Raw genomic sequence first — 17239 nt, 5'->3', positions numbered from 1 at the left:
GGCGTTACTCCTCCGGCGCGGTCCGGGGCGCCGGGGCGGCCGGCGGCTGCGCCGGCGAGTCCGCCTGGGCCGGGATCCGGGTGGTCGTGTCGGGGCTCCGGCGGAACATCCGGGTCGCGGTGATCTCGCCGTGCACCGGCTCCCCTTCCGGGTCCGGCTGCGGCAGCCCGGGGCGCAGATGCTCCTCCACGCTGATGTACTTCAGCCCGGCCCGGAGATCCGCGTCGTTCCGCAACCGGATGACGAGGGGGAACTCGGCGAGCGCCGTCGTGTCGAAGAGCCCGGTGGTGTAGAGGAGCTGGACGCCGAGCGCGTCGGAGACCGCCCGCTGGAGCTCCAGCAGATACGTGGCGTTGGCGCGGCCGATCGGGTTGTCGAGGAAGAGCGTGCCCGCGTGCCGGTGCTTGTCGCGGCCCCGGTCGTTGCTGCGCAGCGCGGCCATCGTGCAGTAGAGCGCGATCGCGGCGGTCAGGAGCTGGCCGCCGGAGAAGACGTCGCCCATCTGCCCGACGGGGACGCGCTCGGCGCGCAGCACGGCGTCGGGCTTGAGGATCTCGACGGCGACGCCCTTGGGCTCCAGCGCGGCCCCGACCCCGCGCAGCAGCAGCGACATACCGTCCCTGCGCAGATCGGAGTTCTTCTTCAGGGCGGCCCTGGTCGCCTCGTCGACGACCTCGCCGAGCCGTTCGGTGAGCGTGGCGTGGTCCGGCTCCTCGAAGCGGATCCGGAGGAACTCCTGGCCCGACCACTCCCCCAGGCCCTCGGGCAGCCGGGAGAGCCGCTGGGCCGAACGGAGCGTGGTGAGCGCGGAGTCCACCAGCCCGCGCAGCCGGTCCACGATGGAGTCGCGGTTCCGCTCCAACTGGGCGAGTTCGTCGGTGAGGACGCGGAGCCGGGGCGCGAACGCCTGCTCCCAGGCCGCCGCGTGCTCGGGGAGCGCGGACGCCGGGAGTTCCCGGATCTGCTGCCGGGCGGGGGTGCGCACCTGCTCGTACCGGGTCGCGTTGGCATGCCGTACAAGGACGTCGCACGCCTCCCGTACGGCGGTCTCCGCCACGGAGAGGTCGGCGGCGCAGCCGCGCAGGGCCCGCCGGGCCTCGGCCGTGGAGCCGCGCGCCTCCGCCAGGCTCCCCGGGTAGGGCTCGGGCGGGCGGGGGGTCTCCTCCGGGTCGCTCTCCTCGGCGGCGGCGCCGCGCAGCAGGTCGCGCAGGAGCGCCGCCGTCTCGTCGAAGCCGCCCGCCGCGTCCTCGGCGGCCCGGTGCGCGTGGAGGAGTTCCGCGTGGGCCGCGCGGGCGGTCTCCAACGTGTCGGTGCGGACGGCGAGTTCGGTGGTGGCGGTACGGAGCAGGGTCTGGGCCTGCTCGGCGTCGGCGGGGACCTGCTCATCGGGGAGTCCGGTGTGCGCTTCGCCGTCGGCGGGGGCCAGCCGCTCGGCCTCGCCCCGGAGCCGCCCGAGTTGCTCGCTGGCCGCCGAGGCGCGCGACTCCAGGAGGTGGACCTGGGCCTCGGCGCGGGCGGCGGCGGCCTGCCGGGAGGGGCCGTCGGCGCCGTCGGTGGACTCCAGGAGCTGGGCGGCGCGGGTGCGGACCTTGTTGGTGAGCCGGTCCAGTTCGGCGAGGGCGGCGCTCTCGTCGCTCTCCGCGCGGGCCTGTTCGGCGCGGAGGTCGGCGCCGACGCCGACCTTCTCGTAGAGCTGGGAGGCGGCCCGGTACGCCTCACGGAGCGCGGGGAGCGCGGCGCGCGGGGCGCCGGGCGCCTCCGGGTCCGCGTCGGGGAGGTGGTCGGGGGCGCCGGCGATCTCGGCGCGTTCGGCGCGGAGCGCGCGGGCGGTACGGCGCGCGTCGTCGCCGGCCCGCTGGGCGGCCCTGCGGTCCTCGTCGGCGGCGCGGGCCCGCTCCAGACAGACGGCGGCGCGCGCCTCGTACGCGGCGGCGTCGTCGGTGAGTTCGCGGAGTCTGGCCTGCCAGCCGGCGCGTTCGCGGAGCCGGAACGCCAGCCCGGAGAGCGCGTCGGCGACCCGGCGGGCGCGCTGGGCGGTCTCCTGGCGCTCGTCGCGGACCCGGGCGGTGTCGGCGGCGGCCTCGTCCGCCTCGGCCCGTACCGTACGGGCCTCGGCGAGGGTGGCCTCGGCCGCCTCGGCGCTCTGCCGGGCGGCGGTCGCGGCGGCGGCGAGTTCGCCGAGCATGCCGGGCGGGCAGTCGGCGCGCCAGGAGCCGAGCCGGGCGGCGAGCGCGCGGTCCCCGGCGAGCCGGGCGGCGAGGGTACGGATCTCCTCGTCCCGGGCGGCGGCACGGGTCCGCAGGGCGCGGCGCTCCTCGTCGGCGGCGTGCTCGTCGTGCATGGCCGGGTTGGGCGGTACGAGGAAGACCCCGCCGCCGTCCCGGTCCGTACCGCCGGCGTCGACCGGGGCGAGGAGCGCGGCGGCGGTGCCGACGGCGACGGTGGAGCGGGGCAGCAGCGCGGCGCCGGACAGCGCCTGCCGGGCGCGGGTGTGCGAGTCGGGGTCGGTGATGACGACCCCGTCGACGAGTTCGGGCCGGGCGGCGAGGACGGCGGCATGGTCGGCGGGGTCGACGGAGTGGGCGAGATAGCGCCAGCCGGGCAGGGCGGGGATGCCGTGTTCGCCGAGGAACTCGACGGTGGCGAGCACATCGGGTCCCGGCGGCAGCAGCCCCCCGTCGCCGAGGGCGCCGAGGATCCGGGCGTCGTCGGCGGCGGCGGTCCGCAGGTCGAAGAGGTGGCGCTCGGCGGAGGCGATGTTCTGGTCGAGGAGTTCGCGCAGCTCCCCGGCGCAGCGGTCCAGCTCCTCGACGCCGAGCGGGCCCTCGGTGCCGAGCGGCCCCTGGACGCGCGGCACCTCGGCGCCGGGCCCCCGCGCAGCACCGGGCCCCGGCTCTCCGCCGGGCTCCGGGTCGGTGGCGCCGCGCGGCCCCGGCACCCCGGCGAGGGCGGCGGCAGCGGCGGGCAGGCTGAGGAGTTCGGTGAGGCGTTCTTCGGCGGCGAGGGATGCGGCGGCGCGGTGTTCGGCCTCGTAGGAGTGTTCGGCGGCGAGCGCGGCGTCGGCGGCGCGGGCGGCGGCGAGTTCGGCGCGGGACTCGGCGGCGGACGCCTCCCTGGCCCGTTCGGCGGCGGTACGGGCGGTGTCGCGGGCCGCCTCCCAGCGGGCCACGGCGCTCTGCTCGGCGTCCCCGGCGGCGAGTGCGGCGCGGGCGGGGTCGGCGTCGGGCGCGGTGTCGTCGAGCCAGCCGGCCCGTACCGCCCGCTCGGTCTCCTGTTCGGCCTCGGTGAGGCGCTGGCGGAGATGGCCGGCCTCGCTGCGGGCCCGCTGGGCGTCGGTGGCGGCGGCGGTGGCGTCCCGGTGGGCGGCCTCGCCGGACTCCTGGAGGGTGGCGGAGCGCTCCTCCTCCTCGTTGGCGAGGCGTTCGCCGTCCTCGGCGGCGGCGTGCAGGGCCCGTACGAGGTCGGCGGCGGCGGTGGCGCGGGCGGCGAGCGCGGGGGCGGCGTCCCGTTCGGCCTCCCGGATCGCGGCGGCCACCCGCGCCGAGCGGTCGGCGGCGGCGCGGTGGCGCAGCACGCTCTCGGCGGCCTGCCAGGCGGAGTGGAGGGTACGGACGTCGGTCAGCTCGCGGCGCTGGGCGGCGGCGCGCTTCTCGGCGGCGGTGAGGGCCAGCGAGGCGTGCCGGTAGGCGAGTTCGGCGGCGACGAGGGAGCCGTGGCTCCGGGCCCGTTCGGCCTCGGTGACGGTGTGGGCGGCGGCGGTGACCTGCTGGGCGAGGTCGGTGGCGCGGCCGCGCTCCTCGTCGGCGCGGGCGGCGAGCCGGGTGGCGAGGGTACGGGCGCGGCGCTCGGCCCCGGCATGGATGTCGCGGGCGCGGGCGCGGGTGTCGGTGGCGGCGACGATCCGGCCGAGGAGGTCGACGGAGCCCGCGGTGAAGTCGCGCTCGGCGGTGAGTTCGGCGCGGCGGCCGAGCTTGTTGCCGAAGCCGGAGACGAGGTCGGCGAGGCCGTCGGTATCCCGGGTGTCGGTGACGGCGCGCAGCAGCAGGTCGGTGAAGTCGGAGTCCTTCTTGACCGCGAAGAGTCCGGCGGCCTCGCCCTCGTCGGCGTTCATCTCGCGCTGGTAGCGGAAGAGTTCGGGGTCGAGGCCCAGCTCGCCGAGGTGTTCGTTCCAGCGGTCGTGGATCTCCTCCCAGTGGACGTCGAGGTGCGGGTAGAACTTGCCGGCCTCGGTGAGCGCGTCGCGGAACCCCTTCATGGTGCGGCGCCTGCCGCGCGCGCCGGAGACGCCCTCGGCGGGCGGGCGTACGGCGGTGGACTCGGCGACCGGCAGCGAGTCGAGGCCGAGTCCGGGGCCCGGCCGGAAGGAGTACCACCCCTCGGCGAACTTCCGGGGGTCGTTGGAGACCTGCCGGCCGCGCCACTCGCTGGCCTTGCCGACGACGACGAGTTCGCCGGTGAGGGTGTGCTGCCACTCCAGGGCGACATGGCCGCAGTCGTCGGCGAGGAGGAACTTGCGCAGTACGCCGGAGCTGGCGCCGCCGAGGGTGTTGCGGTGTCCCGGCAGCATCACCGAGAAGATCAGTTTGAGCAGGACGGACTTGCCGCCGCCGTTCTCCAGGAAGAGGACCCCGGCCGGGGCGGGGCGGCGCGGCGGGCCGACCGGCTCCTCCTCGAAGAACTCCGCCTGGGTGGGCGCGGGCCGGGGTACGGGGGCGCCCACTCCGCGCAGGTCGAGCACGGTGTCGGCGTAGCGCGCGCCGGCGGGGCCGATGGAGTAGAGGCGGACCCGGGACAGCTCGTACATGGCGGACTCTCGTCTGGTGAGGGGTGGCGGGCGGGGCCCTGGTGCGGTCGGGCGGGGACGTCGGACGTGGGGGTCACGGAGTGGAGGCCGGGCGTGGAGGTCAGGCGTGGAAGGGGAGTCCGGCGTCGGCGGCCAGCTCCAGGTCGTCGCCGTCGGGCGGGGGCAGCAGGGTGGCGGTGCCGTCGGTGACGGGGACGACGCCCAGCTCCAGCAGTTCGGCGAGGGCGGCGTGCCCCGCCATGTCGCGGACCTGGAGCTGGTAGCGGGCGGTGGTGCGGTAGGCGCCTCCGGCGTCGTCGCCGGTGCGCTGGAGGAACCCGGAGTCGGTGAGGAAGGCGACGGCCTTGCCGATGATGCCGGTGGTGGATCCGGCGAGGCGGCGGGCGTCCTTGGTGGCCCCGGTGGCGGTGCGCCGGGCGTACGCCCGCCAGGCGGCCTCCAGTCCCGGGGTGTCGTGCGACGGGTCGGTGTTCTCGCCGTCGCGCTCGGCGCGCTCCTCCAGCCGGCGGCAGGCCTGCCGGACGAACGCGTCTACTCCGTTGACGGTGATCCGGCCGATGTATCCGTCGTCGGCGAGGTCCTCGGGGCGGGGGAAGGCGAGGGCGGCGACGGCGAGATGGGCGAGGCCGTGCAGGAAGCGGTCGGCGGAGTCGGTGGCGGCGCGGCGCGCGTAGTCGCCCATGCGGACGGCGAAGACGGAGTCCTCGGCGGCGGTGACGGCCATGCCGGCGCGGGGCGAGACTTCGAGGACGACAAGGCCGAAGCCGGTGGCGACGGCGTCGGCGATCCGGGCGAAGGCGGGGTCCTCGCGGTAGCGCCGGAGCAGTTCGCCGTACTCGGCGTCGCGGGCGGGCGCCAGCTTGGGCTGGAGCCCGAAGGAGACGAGCCGGGCGGCGTCGGCCGCGTCGGCGGGGGTGACGCCGCCGGTGCCCGGCCGGGGGTGCTCGGCCTGGTCAGGTGCTCCGGGGTCGGGCCACCCGGCGGGGGGCTCTGCGGGGTGGTCGCTCACGGGGTGGCTCCTCGGGGATGCGGGGGTACGGGGTGGCGCGGGGCCCGGGGTACGGGGCGCGCTCCTCCGGGGGTACGGGCCGGAGGCGTCCCGGGGCGCTCGGGCGCCGTATCCGCGCGTACCGGAGAACGGCGGGGCGGCGGAAGGGCACCGGGGGCACCGGCGGGCGGGGCGGGCAGGACGGTCGCGGGGCGCACCGTCGAGTGGCGGACGGCCGGACGGGCGGGGTGCGGGCGGGGCGGGCGGCGCACCTCACACCTCGGCCACCGGGAAGGGGCCGGTCCTCACGCCGCCTCCGTGCGGTCCGCCGTCATGCCCGCCGCGTCCAGCAGCGCCGTCCCCACGATCAGGTCGGCGCCGCCGAACTCCGGGTCGTCCAGCGGCGTCCCGTCGTCCACCGCGAAGAGCAGCCGCTCCTCGCCCTGGCGGTAGGCCGTGCCGACCGGGGGGCTCGCCGCGTGAATGGCCAGGAGGGCGACGAGGTAGGGCAGTTCGGGGTCGCGGAGCCGGGCCTCGGCGAGGAGTCCGGAGAGCCGGCGGGGCGCGTCGTGCTCCAGGGCGAGGAGTTCCCGTGCGCTCGCGAGCTGTTCCTCGCTGAACCGGCTGTCGTCGGGGGTGGCGATCAGGTCCGGCTCCGGCATCTCCGCGCCCAGGTGCTCCCGTTCGACCGGGGGCGTCAGCAGCAGGTCGACCAGGTCGCCGACGCGGACGGCGGCCGGGGTGCGGAGTCCGGTGCCGCGGGCGAAGAAGGCGTCGGTGACCCGGCTCGCCCGCTCCACGGGGAGCGGCAGCAGCGGGGCCACGAGCTGCCCGTACAGGTCGAGTCCGGTGTGGGCGCCGGGCCGGGCGAAGGCCTGGCGGTCCTGCTCGGCGCGGAAGAGGGGGCCCGCCTCCAGCAGCCGGGACTGGAGTTGGGTGTGGCGGCGGATGCAGTCCTTGACGATGTCGACCAGTTCGGCAGCGCGCCGCTTGTGCTCGGCGGTCCTGGGGTCGGTGCCGGGCTCCGCCTCGTCGCGCGCCTTGCGGATGTTGGTGAGGATCGCGTTCTCGTGGCGGTAGCGGTCGGCGACATGGTCGAGCGCCTCGTCGATCATGTCCGGGACGGTGTGCAGCCAGTCGACCGCCCGTACGTTGCGCCGGGTCGCCTCCAGGGTCCTGCGGAGCGTCTCCGCGTACTGCACGGTCCGGTATCTGGCCTGCTCGGCGGCGAGTTGGGCGTCGGCGAGCCGGCCCCGGCTGATCAGCACCTCCAGCTTGACCTCGGCGGCGACCTGGGCGCTGGTGACATCCGTGTCGAGGGCGCCGACCAGGACGTTGACCGCCTCGTCGGTGGTACGGAGGAAGACGGTGCCGCCGGGCCCCGGCACCTCCTCGATCAGCTTGAAGTCGTAGTCCCTGCGCGTGTAGACGCCGTCCGTGCCGAAGGTGCCGTAGACGGCGCGGAAGCCCCGGTCCACGCTGCCCACGTTGATCAGGTTCTCCAGCACCCAGCGGGCGACGCGTTCGTGCTCGGCGGCGGGGCGGGCGGGGGCCTGGGCGGCGACCCGGGGCAGGAGTCTGGCCACTATCTGGTCGTGGTCGGCCCCGGTGTCGAAGTCCATGTTGAGCGTGACCAGGTCGATCGCCGAGAGGGCCACCTCCGCCATCGCGTACACCGAGTACTCGCCCGCCAGATTGGCCTTGCGGGTGTCCAGGTCGTGCAGCGGCGCGGTGCAGGCGAGCGCGCGCAGCCGCCGCGCGAGCCCTTCGTCGGCGGCCGGGCCCTGCGCGGGCCTCGGCCCCGCGCCGAGCTGGGGCGGAACGGAGTCCGTCGGGACAGGCGAAGTCACGTGTACAGGTTATGTCCTCACACTGACAACGGTCGAAACGACGCAGAGCGCCCGCCGGCCGGCCGCAGCGGGCCGGCCGTCGGTCAGTCGGCCGCCGGGGCCGGGGGCGCCGCCGAGATCGCCGCGAGGGCCGTGGAGAGGGCGAGTTCGGCCCGCAGGTCGAGCCGGGCGCTGCTGCCCCTGGCCCAGTAGGTGGCCTCGGCGCCCGCCATCCTGAGCAGGTCGGGCAGGAGGTCGCGGCAGCGGCGGGCCACCCAGGCGGTGCCCTTGGTGGCGAGCCAGCGCAGCGACTCGGCCCGGGTGGGCGGCGGCCGGTCGGGGTCGAGGCGGGGCGGCGCGCCGAGGGCGAACCCCCGCTCGGTGAGGGCCGCGTGGAAGCGGGCGGCCATCAGCCGGTGGCCGCGCTCCCCCGGGTGGAGCCGGTCGGCGCTCCACAGGGCGCGGTCGTCGACCCAGGCGCTGTCGGCCAGATGGAGATGGACGGTGTCGTACCGCTCGGCGAGGGCGTGCACGACGGCGTTGACGGCCCGCTGCCGCCGGGCGAGCGGCCGGGCCAGCGGCGCGGGGAGCCCGAGCATGGCGCCGGGGTCGGGGAGGCAGGCGGTGAGCAGGACGGTGCCGTGCGCGGCGAGGGCGGCGCAGATCCGGTCGAGGCGGGCGGCGAGGTCATGGATGTCGAAGGAGCAGCGGAGCGTGTCGTTGACGCCGACGAGGACGGAGGCGAGGTGCGGGGCGAAGGCGATGGCCTCGGGGGTCTGTTCCTCCTCGACGTCGCGGGTGAGGGCGCCGCTGACGGCGAAGTTACGGAAGAACGCGCCGCGCTCCCCCAATTCTTCGCCCGCACGGTCCCCCGCGCGGTCCGCCGCACCGTCCACCGCTCCCCCGCCCGTTCCGCGCGGGTCTCCGTCGCCGAGCGAGGCGCCGAGCAGCGCGGCCCAGCCGCGCCAGCCGCCGTCGTCCACGGGGTCCCCGATCCCGGCGCTGAGGGAGTCCCCGAGCGCGGCGTACCGCAGCCCGGCGGCCTCCGGTACGGGGGCGTCCGAAGCGGGCGCTGCCGTCCCCCGGTCCACGGTGGTCCCCGTACCGGATCCGGTACGGGAGTGATCGCGGCGCGGGGCGGGCACGGCGTCCAGGGGGCGTCCCCCACCCAGGGCGGGCGGACAGGGGGCGGGCCCCCGTCCCTGGGCGGGCCCCGCGCCCGGGGCGGACAGCGGTCCCGGGGCGGACAGCGGTCCCAGGGCGGACAGCGGTCCCGGCGCGGAGAGCGGTCCCGGGTCGGCCGCCGGGCCCGGGGCGGCGGGTTCCGGGCGTGCGGTCATCGCGGGGCCCCGTCCGGGCGGAGGGCCTGGGCCGGCACCGTGGGGAGGCGGCGGGGCCCGGCGAGCGGGTGGAGCACCGGCGCGTCGTGCGCGGCGAGGAAGGCGGTCACCGCCGTGTCCCAGCCGAAGAGTTCGGCGCGGGCGCGGGCCGCGGCGCGCCGCTCGTCCTCCGGGCGGGCCAGCAGTTCCTGGACGGCGTCCGCGAAGGACGGCGCGTCGTCGGCGGCGGCCCGGCCCGCGTCGCCGATCACCTCGGGCAGCGCGGAGGACGCGCTCGCCACGACCGGGGTCGCGCAGGCGAGCGCCTCCAGGGCGGAGAGCCCGAAGGTCTCGGCGGGCCCGGGGGCCAGGCAGATGTCGGCGGAGGCCTGGAGCGTGGCCATCCCGGCCCGGTCGCCGACATGGCCGAGGAAGTAGGCGGGCAGGCCCTCCGCGCGGGCCCGGCGGCTGAGCCCGGTGCGCAGCGGCCCCTCGCCCGCGACGACCAGCGCCGCCCGTACGCCGCGCCGGCGCAGCTCGGCCAGGGCGTCGAGGGCCATGCCGGGGCGCTTCTCGACCGAGAGCCGGGAGCCGAGGACGAGCAGCACATCGGCGTCCCTGGCGTACCGGGCGCGGAGCTTGAGGTCGCGGCGGGCGGGGTCGCACCGCTCCAGGTCGACGCCGAGCGGGGCGCGGACGACATTGCGGGCGCCGATGCGCAGGAACTCGCGCTCCGCCCACTCGGTGGTGCAGACGATGCGCGAGTAGGCCCACGCGCTGCGGGCGTTGAGCCGGTCGGCGGCGCGCCCGGCGGCGGCCCCGGGCACGCCCCAGGTGCGCAGCACCCCGTCGGCGGTCTCGTGGGAGACCATCACGGAGGGGATCCGGTGGCGCCTGGCCCACTCGCCGGTCCACCGCAGGGTGGTGCGGTCGGAGACCTCCAGGCGGTCGGGGGCGAGCCCTTCGAGCACCTGGCGCAGCCGGGCGCGCCCGGCGAGCAGACGGTAGCCGCCGGTGCCGGGGATCTCGGGGCCCGGCAGGGTGATGACCCGGCCCTGGTCGGTCTCCTCGTCGGAGGCGCGGGCGCCCGGTACGACGAGGACGGGGTCGTGGCCGGCCGCGCGGTAGCCGGTGCCCAGGGCGTGCAGGGCGGTGCGCAGTCCGCCGGACGAGGGCGTGACGAAGTTGGCGAGCCGGACGATCCGCAGGCCGCTCACGCGACCACCGCCGTACGCGCGCCGAGCACCTCGGCGTAGTGGCCGAGGAGCTGGTCGCCGACGGCGGCCCAGGTGCGCTCCTCGACGGCGGCGCGGCCGGCCCGTCCGTAGGCGGCGCGGGTCCCGGGCGCGTGGGCGAGGTCCCGTACCGCCTCGGTGACCGCTTCGGCGGAATGCGGGGTGACCAGGAGGCCGGTACGGCCGTGGTCGACCAGGTCGAGGGGGCCGCCGGCGGCGGGGGCGATGACCGGGACACCGCTGGCCATGGCCTCCTGCACGGTCTGGCAGAAGGTCTCGTACGGCCCGGTGTGCGCGAAGAGGTCGAAGGAGGCGAAGGCGGTGGCCAGTTCGGCGCCGGTGGTGCGGCCGAGGAAGACCGCGCCGGGCAGGGCGGTGCGCAGGGCGGGCTCGCTGGGTCCGTCGCCGACGATGACGACCCGGACGCCGGGCAGGGCGCAGACGCCCGCGAGCAGTTCGACATGCTTCTCGGCGGCGAGCCGGCCGACGTATCCGACGATCAGTTCGCCGTCGGGGGCGAGCCGGCGGCGCAGCGCCTCGTCCCGCAGCTCGGGCCGGAACCGTACGGTGTCCACGCCGCGCGGCCAGAGGCTGACCCGGGGGATGCCGTGCCCGGTGAGGTCGGCGACGGCGGCGCTGGAGGGGGCGAGGGTGCGGTCGGCCGCGGTGTGCACGGCCTTGAGGCGGCGCCAGGCGGCGGCCTCGCCCGCGCCGACGTAGGTACGCGCGTAGCCGGCCAGGTCGGTCTGGTAGACGGCGACGGCGGGGACGCCGAGCCGGGCAGCGGCGGTCATGCCGCGCACGCCGAGCACGAAGGGGCTGGCGAGGTGGACGAGGTCGGCGCGGTGTGCCGTGATGGTCGCCGCGATCTTACGGCTGGGAAGGGCCACCCGTACCTGGGGGTAGCCGGGCAGCGGCAGGGACGGCACGCGCACCACGGGGCACGGGGTGTCGGTCTCCGCGTCGCCGGCCACGGACGGGGCGATGACGAGGGGGTCGTGACCGCGCGCGGCGAGGTGCCGGGCGGTCTGGAGGGCGCAGTGGGCCACGCCGTTGACGTCGGGCGGAAAGGATTCGGTGACAATGACGACACGCATATCCGTGTTGTCGTCCCACGGAACGTGTCCCTGCCAACGTGGATCTTTCGGGGTGGGAAACGTCCCGTGAGCATTGGAAGCGGGCGCCTCCCGGGAACCGGCGAACACACCGGGACCGTGCGGAAAGGGGCGGCGGGCAGCGCCCCCGCCGCCTCCGCCGCCCCTCGGTCCGCCTCAGGTCGCCTGGGCGCCCGGGCCGTTCATCTGGCCGCCGCGTCCGGGCCCATCCGGCTGCGGACGGCGGTCTGGACCTCGGCCTCCTCGGCGGGGTCGGCGGCGAGTCTGCGCAGCCGGTCGGCGACGCGCACGTCGCCGGTCTCGGCGTGCCGGGCGGCGATCTCGCGGGTGGTCTCCTCGCAGTCCCAGAGGCATTCGACGGCGAAGCCGGCCGGGAAGGAGGGGTCGGTGGCGGCGAGCGCGTGCGCCGCGCGGCCTCTGAGCTGGGAGGAGGCGGTCTCGCGGTAGATGTGGCGGAGGACCGGGGCGGCGCAGCCGATGCCGAGCCGTCCCGCGCCGTCGACCAGGGACCAGAGCCGGGTCGTGTCGGGGCCTTGCGCCCGTACGGTCTCCCGGAGCGCGCCGAGGACCAGGGGGGTGTCCGCCGTACCGCCCCGGCAGGCGAGCACCCCGGCGGCGGAGGCGCCGAGGGCGTCGGGCCGGTGGATCCATCCCCGGGCGCGGTCGACGGCCTCGTCGCCGCACATCCGCTCGAAGGCGGCGACGGCGGCGTCGGCGACGGTGCGGTGCGGGTCGGCGGCGGCGGCCTCGATCAGGTCGAGCACGGCCGGGTCGCGGGCCTCGGCGAGGTAGTGGAGGGCGGTGGAGCGGGCGCCGCCGGGGCCGCCGCGGGCGGCCTCGACGATCCGCGGGCGGTCGCCGGGGCCCGCGACGGCGGTGAGGCAGCGGGCGGCGGGGAGGTGGATCTCGGTGCCGCGCTCCAGGGAGTCCTGGGCCCAGTCGAAGACGGCCTGGACGCTCCAGCCGGGCCGGGGGCCGCTGGGCCGCATCTGGCGCTGCCAGCGGTCGAAGGAGCCCTGTTCGCCCGCGGCCCGGATACGCGCGCCGACGGCGGGGCGCGGGTCGTCGGCCCAGAGCCGCCAGGGCCGGGGTTCGAAGGCGTCCCGGACGGTGGAGGCCAGGTCGGCGTCGCCGTCGGGGGTGGCGGGGAAGCGGGCCAGGACGGGGCCGGCGAGCGCGCGCAGGCCGGTGTCGTCGTCGCGCAGGGCGAGTTCGTCCAGCGCCCAGGCCCAGTTGGCGCCGGTCGCCGTGTACCGCCGGAGCAGGTCGAGCGCGTCGCGCCGGCCGTACGCGGCGAGGTGGCCGAGGACGGCGAGGGCGAGCCCGGTGCGTGCCTCGTCGGTGTCGAGGTGGTCCTCGGCCCGGAAGAGGTGGTCCTCGACGGCGTCGAGGCCGCCGTGGATGTCCAGGTAGAGACGGGCGTAGTACAGCGAGCGGTTCTCGACCTGCCAGTCGTGGCGGGGGTCGTGGAGAACGCAGTGGTCGAGGGCGGCGAGCGCCTGCGCGCGGGGGGCGGCGAGCGCGTGCAGTGTGCCGTCGCCGCGGCCCCTCTGCAACAGGCCGAGCAGCGTGCCGCTCGGCGCTATGACGGGATCGAACATGGGGAATGCCTCACATCAAGCTGTCGACGCAACCGGGGGTGTGGTGCCGAAGCCCTGTCGGACCTGACGCACGTACTAGGCCGCCCGACAACATGACCGTTCGCCCGGTGTCGCCGTCTTCTGCCTCGCGCGGTCCATCGTCCCTGCCTCTCGTCGGTGGCCCGGTGTGGGCCCGTCGTCATGATGACCCAGCCATTTCGCCACCGCGACCACATTTACGACGCTGTACGTCATGGCGGTCACCGGGTCCCGAAGAGCTCCAGGAGATGCGTCTTCCCGAACATCCGCGCCGTATCCACCGCGGAGGGGTTGCCGCCGGCCGGGTCGGCCCCGGCGGCGAGCAGGGCGCGGATGATCTCGTCCTCGCCCTTGAAGACCGCGCCGGCGAGCGGGGTCTGGCCGCGATCGTTGGCGCGCTCCGGGTCGGCGCCACGGGCGAGCAGGGCCTCGACGGCCGCCAGGTGGCCGTGGTAGGCGGCGAGCATGAGGAGGGAGTCGCCCCGGTCGTTGCTGAGGTCGGGCGAGACCCCGGCGTCGACATAGGCGGCGAGCGGGCCCGCCTCGCCCGTTCTGGCCAGGCCGAAGAGCCGGGTGGCCAGTTCGATCACCTTGGGATCGAGGGCATCGCTCATGGGTGGGGGCCGCCTTCCGGTCGCCTGCGCGGAGTGAACCGACAGGGTACTGCTCACGGCCACAAGAGGAAGGGGGGAGTCCGATTCAGTGAAATCTTGAATATTTCAGCCATTTGCACCTTTTATCGCATAGATACTTCTCGTGATCCTGGAAGAACTCATGGTGACTGTCCCCACAAACCAGGAGCATGCTCATGATTCTGTCCATGTCCGGCGTCGTGCTGCTCGGAATCATCGTCTTCCTCTTCTTCCGGAAGGACGGACTCAAGGCGTCGCACGCGATCGTCTGCGCCCTCTTCGGCTTCTATCTGGCCGGGACGGCCATCGCGCCGAGCATCACCGCCGGCGGCGCCAGCCTCGCCGGACTCCTGGGCGGCATCAAGTTCTGACGGACCGCCCATCCCCTCCGCACCCACCAGGAGACAGCCGTGGCCCGGCGACCACTCCCCCCCATCCTCACCGGCGGCGACCGGCTCGTGCGCGGACGCGAGCTGGCCCGCACCGCCGCGGAGAGCGCCACCGACGTGCTCCATCCGCTCATCACGATCGCCCGTGGAGCGCGGACGCTGGCCGCCGCGACGCGCCGGAGGTGGGCGGGTACGCCGAAGGAACGGCGCGGTCCCGTGCTCTTCCTCACCGCCGCCTGTCTCCTGCTGGTCGTGCTCCTCCCGTACGGGCCGCTGCTGGCCCTGCTCGCGGCGATGGGCGTGGCCGGGTGGACCGGGCGGGACCGCCCCGCCCCCGAGCGGACCGGGCCCGACGAGGCGGAGGCGGGGCGGCTCCAGGCCCTGTACGACGCGCTCGTACCGCACTTCACGGTCGCGGAGCACCCCGGTCCGCTCTTCGCCCACGGCGCCGAGTGGTCCACGGCCCTCACCGGTCCCGACTTCGACGGCGACGGCCGGATCACCCGGCTCCAGGTGGCCTATCCGCCGTACTTCCCCGACGGCGACCCCGCCGCCCGCGCCCGGATCGAGCAGGTGCTGCACGCCAAGTCCGGGCGGGGGCGCGAGTATCTCTTCGACTGGGACGAGGAGGGCAACCGGCTGCTGATGACGGTGCTGCCCCCGCTCCCCACCGACATCGCCGCCCAGCGCTTTGTCACGGCGCCGGGCGAGAGCGTCCTCGGCTTCACCGACGAGGGCGCCGTGGAGCGCACCGTGCCGGTGACGGTCTCCTCCGGACAGCGGGACGCGCCCCCGGTGCTCTGGCGGACGGGGCCGCGCTCCCCCGCGCCGCATCTGCTGGTCGCGGGCGAGCCGGGCAGCGGCACCACCGGGCTGCTCCGCTCGCTGGCGCTCCAGGTCCTGCCGTACGGGGACATCGTCGTCGTGGACGGCGGTTCCACCGGTGACTACACCTCGCTGACCGGGCGCGCCGGGGTGCTCGCCGTGGAGTGCGGGCTGGCCGGGGCGCGCACCGGTCTGGAGTGGGCGGCGCGGGAGACGGAGCGGCGGCTGATCGAGGCCAACCGGGCCCGCCAGTCCGGCCGTCTGGCCCCCGAGGACACCCGGCGCCCGCTCTGGATCCTCTGCGACCGGCCCTCCGTCTTCGGCCATCTCGCGGCGGCCGACGGGCGGCCCGATCCGCAGGAGCTGCTCCGGGTGCCGCTGCGGCACGGCAGGGCGGCCCAGGTGACGGTGGTCGTCGCCGAGCACCTGGACGCGCTGGACACCCTGAGCGAGGACGTGACGGCGCACACCCGCGCCCGGGTGGTGCTCGGCGCCGCCTCCCCCGCGCTGGTGGAGAAGGTTCTCGGGATCCCGCCGCACACCACGCCCACGCCGGACGTCCCGCCGGGCCGGGGGTACGTGCGGATCGGTCCGGCCCCGGTGCTGAGGCTCCAGGTCCCGGCCACCCCGGACCCGTACGACGACACCGTGGGCGAGGCGCACCGGCGCACGGTGCTCGCGCTGCTGCCGCCCCGTCAGCAGGACCGCCCCTTCGAGGAGCGGGGGAAGCACGAGCAGCACGGGACGCACGAGCAGGCCGTCGAGCAGGTGGTCGCCCCCGTGCCCGCCCCGGTGACCGCCGAGGGGTGACCGGCCGGGCCTGAGCCGGAGCCGGGGCGGTCGGGCTCCGGCTCCGGCTCCGGCGTCAGGCGTCAGGCGTCAGGCGTCAGGCGTCAGGCGACGAAGGTACGGGGTGCGTCGGTGCCCGTGGTGGCGCCCGTGGCGACCAGCCGGGCCGCCGCCGCCAGCCGGGCCGCCGCCTCCTCGGCGACCGGCCCGCCGACGGTGAACGGCAGCCGTACGTACCCCTCGAAGGCCCCGTCGACCCCGAAGCGGGGCCCCGAGGGCACCCGTACCCCGACCCGTTCGCCCACCTCGGCCAGGCGCGAGCCGGAGAGCCCGCCGGTGCGCACCCACAGGGTCAGCCCGCCGGAGGGCACCTCGAACTCCCAGTCGGGCAGCTCGGCGCGGACCGCTCCGACCAGCGCGTCCCGGTTCTCCCTGGCCTGGGCGCGGCGCAGCGCCACGGCCTCTTCCCAGCCGCCGGTGCCCATCAGCCAGTTGACGGCGAGCTGTTCCAGCACCGGGGTGCCCAGGTCGGCGTAGGCGCGGGCGGCGACCAGGGAGCGGATGACATCGGGGGCGGCGCGCACCCAGCCGATCCGCATCCCGGCCCAGAAGGCCTTGCTGGCGGAGCCGACGGTGAGCACGGTGGATCCGGCCGGGTCGAAGGAGCAGACCCGGCGGGGCATCGCCACCTCCGGGTCGAGCCGGATCTCGGACATGGTCTCGTCCACGACGAGCACGGTGCCGGCCGAGCGGGCGGCGTCGACGAGTCCGCGCCGCTGCTCCTCGTCGGCGAGGGCCCCGGTGGGGTTGTGGAAGTCGGCGACGACATAGGCGAGCCGGGGCGCGGAGTCCCGGAGCACCTGGCGCCAGCGGCCGAGGTCCCAGCCGCCGAGCCCCTCGGCCATGGCGACCGGCACCAGCCGGGCGCCGGCCTCGCGCATCAGTTGGAGAATGTTGGCGTAGCTGGGCGACTCGACGGCGATCCGCTCGCCGCGCCCCGCGAAGAGATGGCAGATGGCGTCCATCGCGCCCATGGCGCCGGTGGTGACCATGATCTGCTCGGGCATGGTGGGGACGCCCAGCGCGGTGTAGCGGTCGGCGAGCGTCCTGCGCAGCGCGGGCAGCCCGGCCGGGTAGTCGCCGTGGGTGTGGGCGTACGGCGCCAGCTCCTCCAGGGCGCCCTGGACGCCCTGGGTCAGCCAGGGCTCGGGGGCGGGGAGGGCGGCCGTACCGAGGTCGATGACGGAGCCGAGGGATTCGGGCGGCAGGGGTTCGAGGCCGCGGGCGGGCAGCGGGTGCCCCGCCGGTACGACGGTCCAGCTTCCGGCGCCCCTGCGGGACTCCAGGAAGCCTTCGGCGCGCAGCGCCTCGTAGGCGGCGGCGACGGTGGTCCGGCTGACGGTGAGGGCGAGGGCGAGTTCCCGCTCGGCGGGGAGGCGGGCGGCGACGGGGACGCGGCCTTCGAGGACGAGGAGCCGGATACCGTCGGCGAGCGACCGGTAGGCGGGCGGGCGGCGGGCGCCGCTCCCCGTGGTCCTGGGCTGCTGGGCTTGGAGCTGCCGGGCGAGCTGTGCCGCTCCGACCGCAGAGGTCCACCGCGCCATGGAAATCAGTCCACCTTCCCCGGATTGGCCCTTACCGTGGGGGATCCACCCACCACAGGGTGACACGCATCAGTCCACTCGGTCCACCATC

Annotated in this window: 11 protein-coding genes; 2 read left to right on the top strand and 9 right to left on the bottom strand. The window is 76.3% G+C overall.

Annotated features, from left to right (window positions below; genetic code table 11):
* Window positions 1-4 precede the first annotated feature (4 nt).
* The 8 genes from AB0O07_RS25825 to AB0O07_RS25790 all read right to left on the bottom strand — a co-directional run bounded on the left by AB0O07_RS25825 (window position 5) and on the right by AB0O07_RS25790 (window position 13523).
* Window positions 5-4804: a hypothetical protein gene (locus tag AB0O07_RS25825; protein WP_365637269.1), complete on the bottom strand. Its 4800-nt coding sequence runs from the start codon at window positions 4802-4804 to the stop codon at window positions 5-7.
* Window positions 4805-4904: 100 nt separating this feature from the next.
* Window positions 4905-5813, bottom strand: a complete 909-nt coding sequence (locus AB0O07_RS25820) for a hypothetical protein (RefSeq protein ID WP_365637267.1) — start codon at window positions 5811-5813, stop codon at window positions 4905-4907.
* Window positions 5814-6097: 284 nt separating this feature from the next.
* Window positions 6098-7642 (bottom strand): hypothetical protein, encoded by a 1545-nt coding sequence (locus AB0O07_RS25815; RefSeq protein WP_365637264.1) that lies wholly within the window; start codon window positions 7640-7642, stop codon window positions 6098-6100.
* A gap of 83 nt (window positions 7643-7725) precedes the next feature.
* Complete coding sequence (locus tag AB0O07_RS25810) at window positions 7726-8655, bottom strand: SGNH/GDSL hydrolase family protein (RefSeq protein ID WP_365637329.1); 930 nt, start codon at window positions 8653-8655, stop codon at window positions 7726-7728.
* A 302-nt stretch (window positions 8656-8957) separates the two neighbouring features.
* On the bottom strand, window positions 8958-10157 hold the full coding sequence (locus AB0O07_RS25805) for a glycosyltransferase (RefSeq protein ID WP_365637262.1): 1200 nt from the start codon (window positions 10155-10157) through the stop codon (window positions 8958-8960).
* On the bottom strand, window positions 10154-11272 hold the full coding sequence (locus AB0O07_RS25800) for a glycosyltransferase family 1 protein (protein WP_365637259.1): 1119 nt from the start codon (window positions 11270-11272) through the stop codon (window positions 10154-10156). Before AB0O07_RS25800 ends, AB0O07_RS25805 begins: the two co-directional genes overlap by 4 nt.
* A gap of 200 nt (window positions 11273-11472) precedes the next feature.
* Window positions 11473-12891, bottom strand: coding sequence for a HEAT repeat domain-containing protein (locus AB0O07_RS25795; RefSeq protein ID WP_365637256.1), 1419 nt, complete (start codon window positions 12889-12891; stop codon window positions 11473-11475).
* Between the two features lie 239 nt (window positions 12892-13130).
* Window positions 13131-13523, bottom strand: a complete 393-nt coding sequence (locus tag AB0O07_RS25790) for an ankyrin repeat domain-containing protein (RefSeq protein ID WP_365637254.1) — start codon at window positions 13521-13523, stop codon at window positions 13131-13133.
* Between the two features lie 194 nt (window positions 13524-13717).
* On the opposite strand from AB0O07_RS25790, the gene AB0O07_RS25785 reads away from it, so the two are divergent.
* Complete coding sequence (locus AB0O07_RS25785) at window positions 13718-13912, top strand: hypothetical protein (RefSeq protein ID WP_114627688.1); 195 nt, start codon at window positions 13718-13720, stop codon at window positions 13910-13912.
* Window positions 13913-13951: 39 nt separating this feature from the next.
* Window positions 13952-15565, top strand: coding sequence for a hypothetical protein (locus AB0O07_RS25780; protein WP_365637251.1), 1614 nt, complete (start codon window positions 13952-13954; stop codon window positions 15563-15565).
* Window positions 15566-15648: 83 nt separating this feature from the next.
* Here the strand turns inward: AB0O07_RS25780 and AB0O07_RS25775 are convergent, their stop codons facing one another.
* Window positions 15649-17148 carry a PLP-dependent aminotransferase family protein gene (locus tag AB0O07_RS25775; RefSeq protein WP_365637248.1) on the bottom strand — a complete coding sequence of 500 codons (1500 nt, stop codon included), beginning with the start codon at window positions 17146-17148 and terminating at the stop codon, window positions 15649-15651.
* Window positions 17149-17239 lie beyond the last annotated feature (91 nt).

Source organism: Streptomyces sp. NPDC093085, from assembly GCF_040683935.1.
In the GTDB taxonomy this organism is placed as follows: domain Bacteria; phylum Actinomycetota; class Actinomycetes; order Streptomycetales; family Streptomycetaceae; genus Streptomyces.
This window is presented reverse-complemented; position numbering and strand designations above follow the sequence as displayed.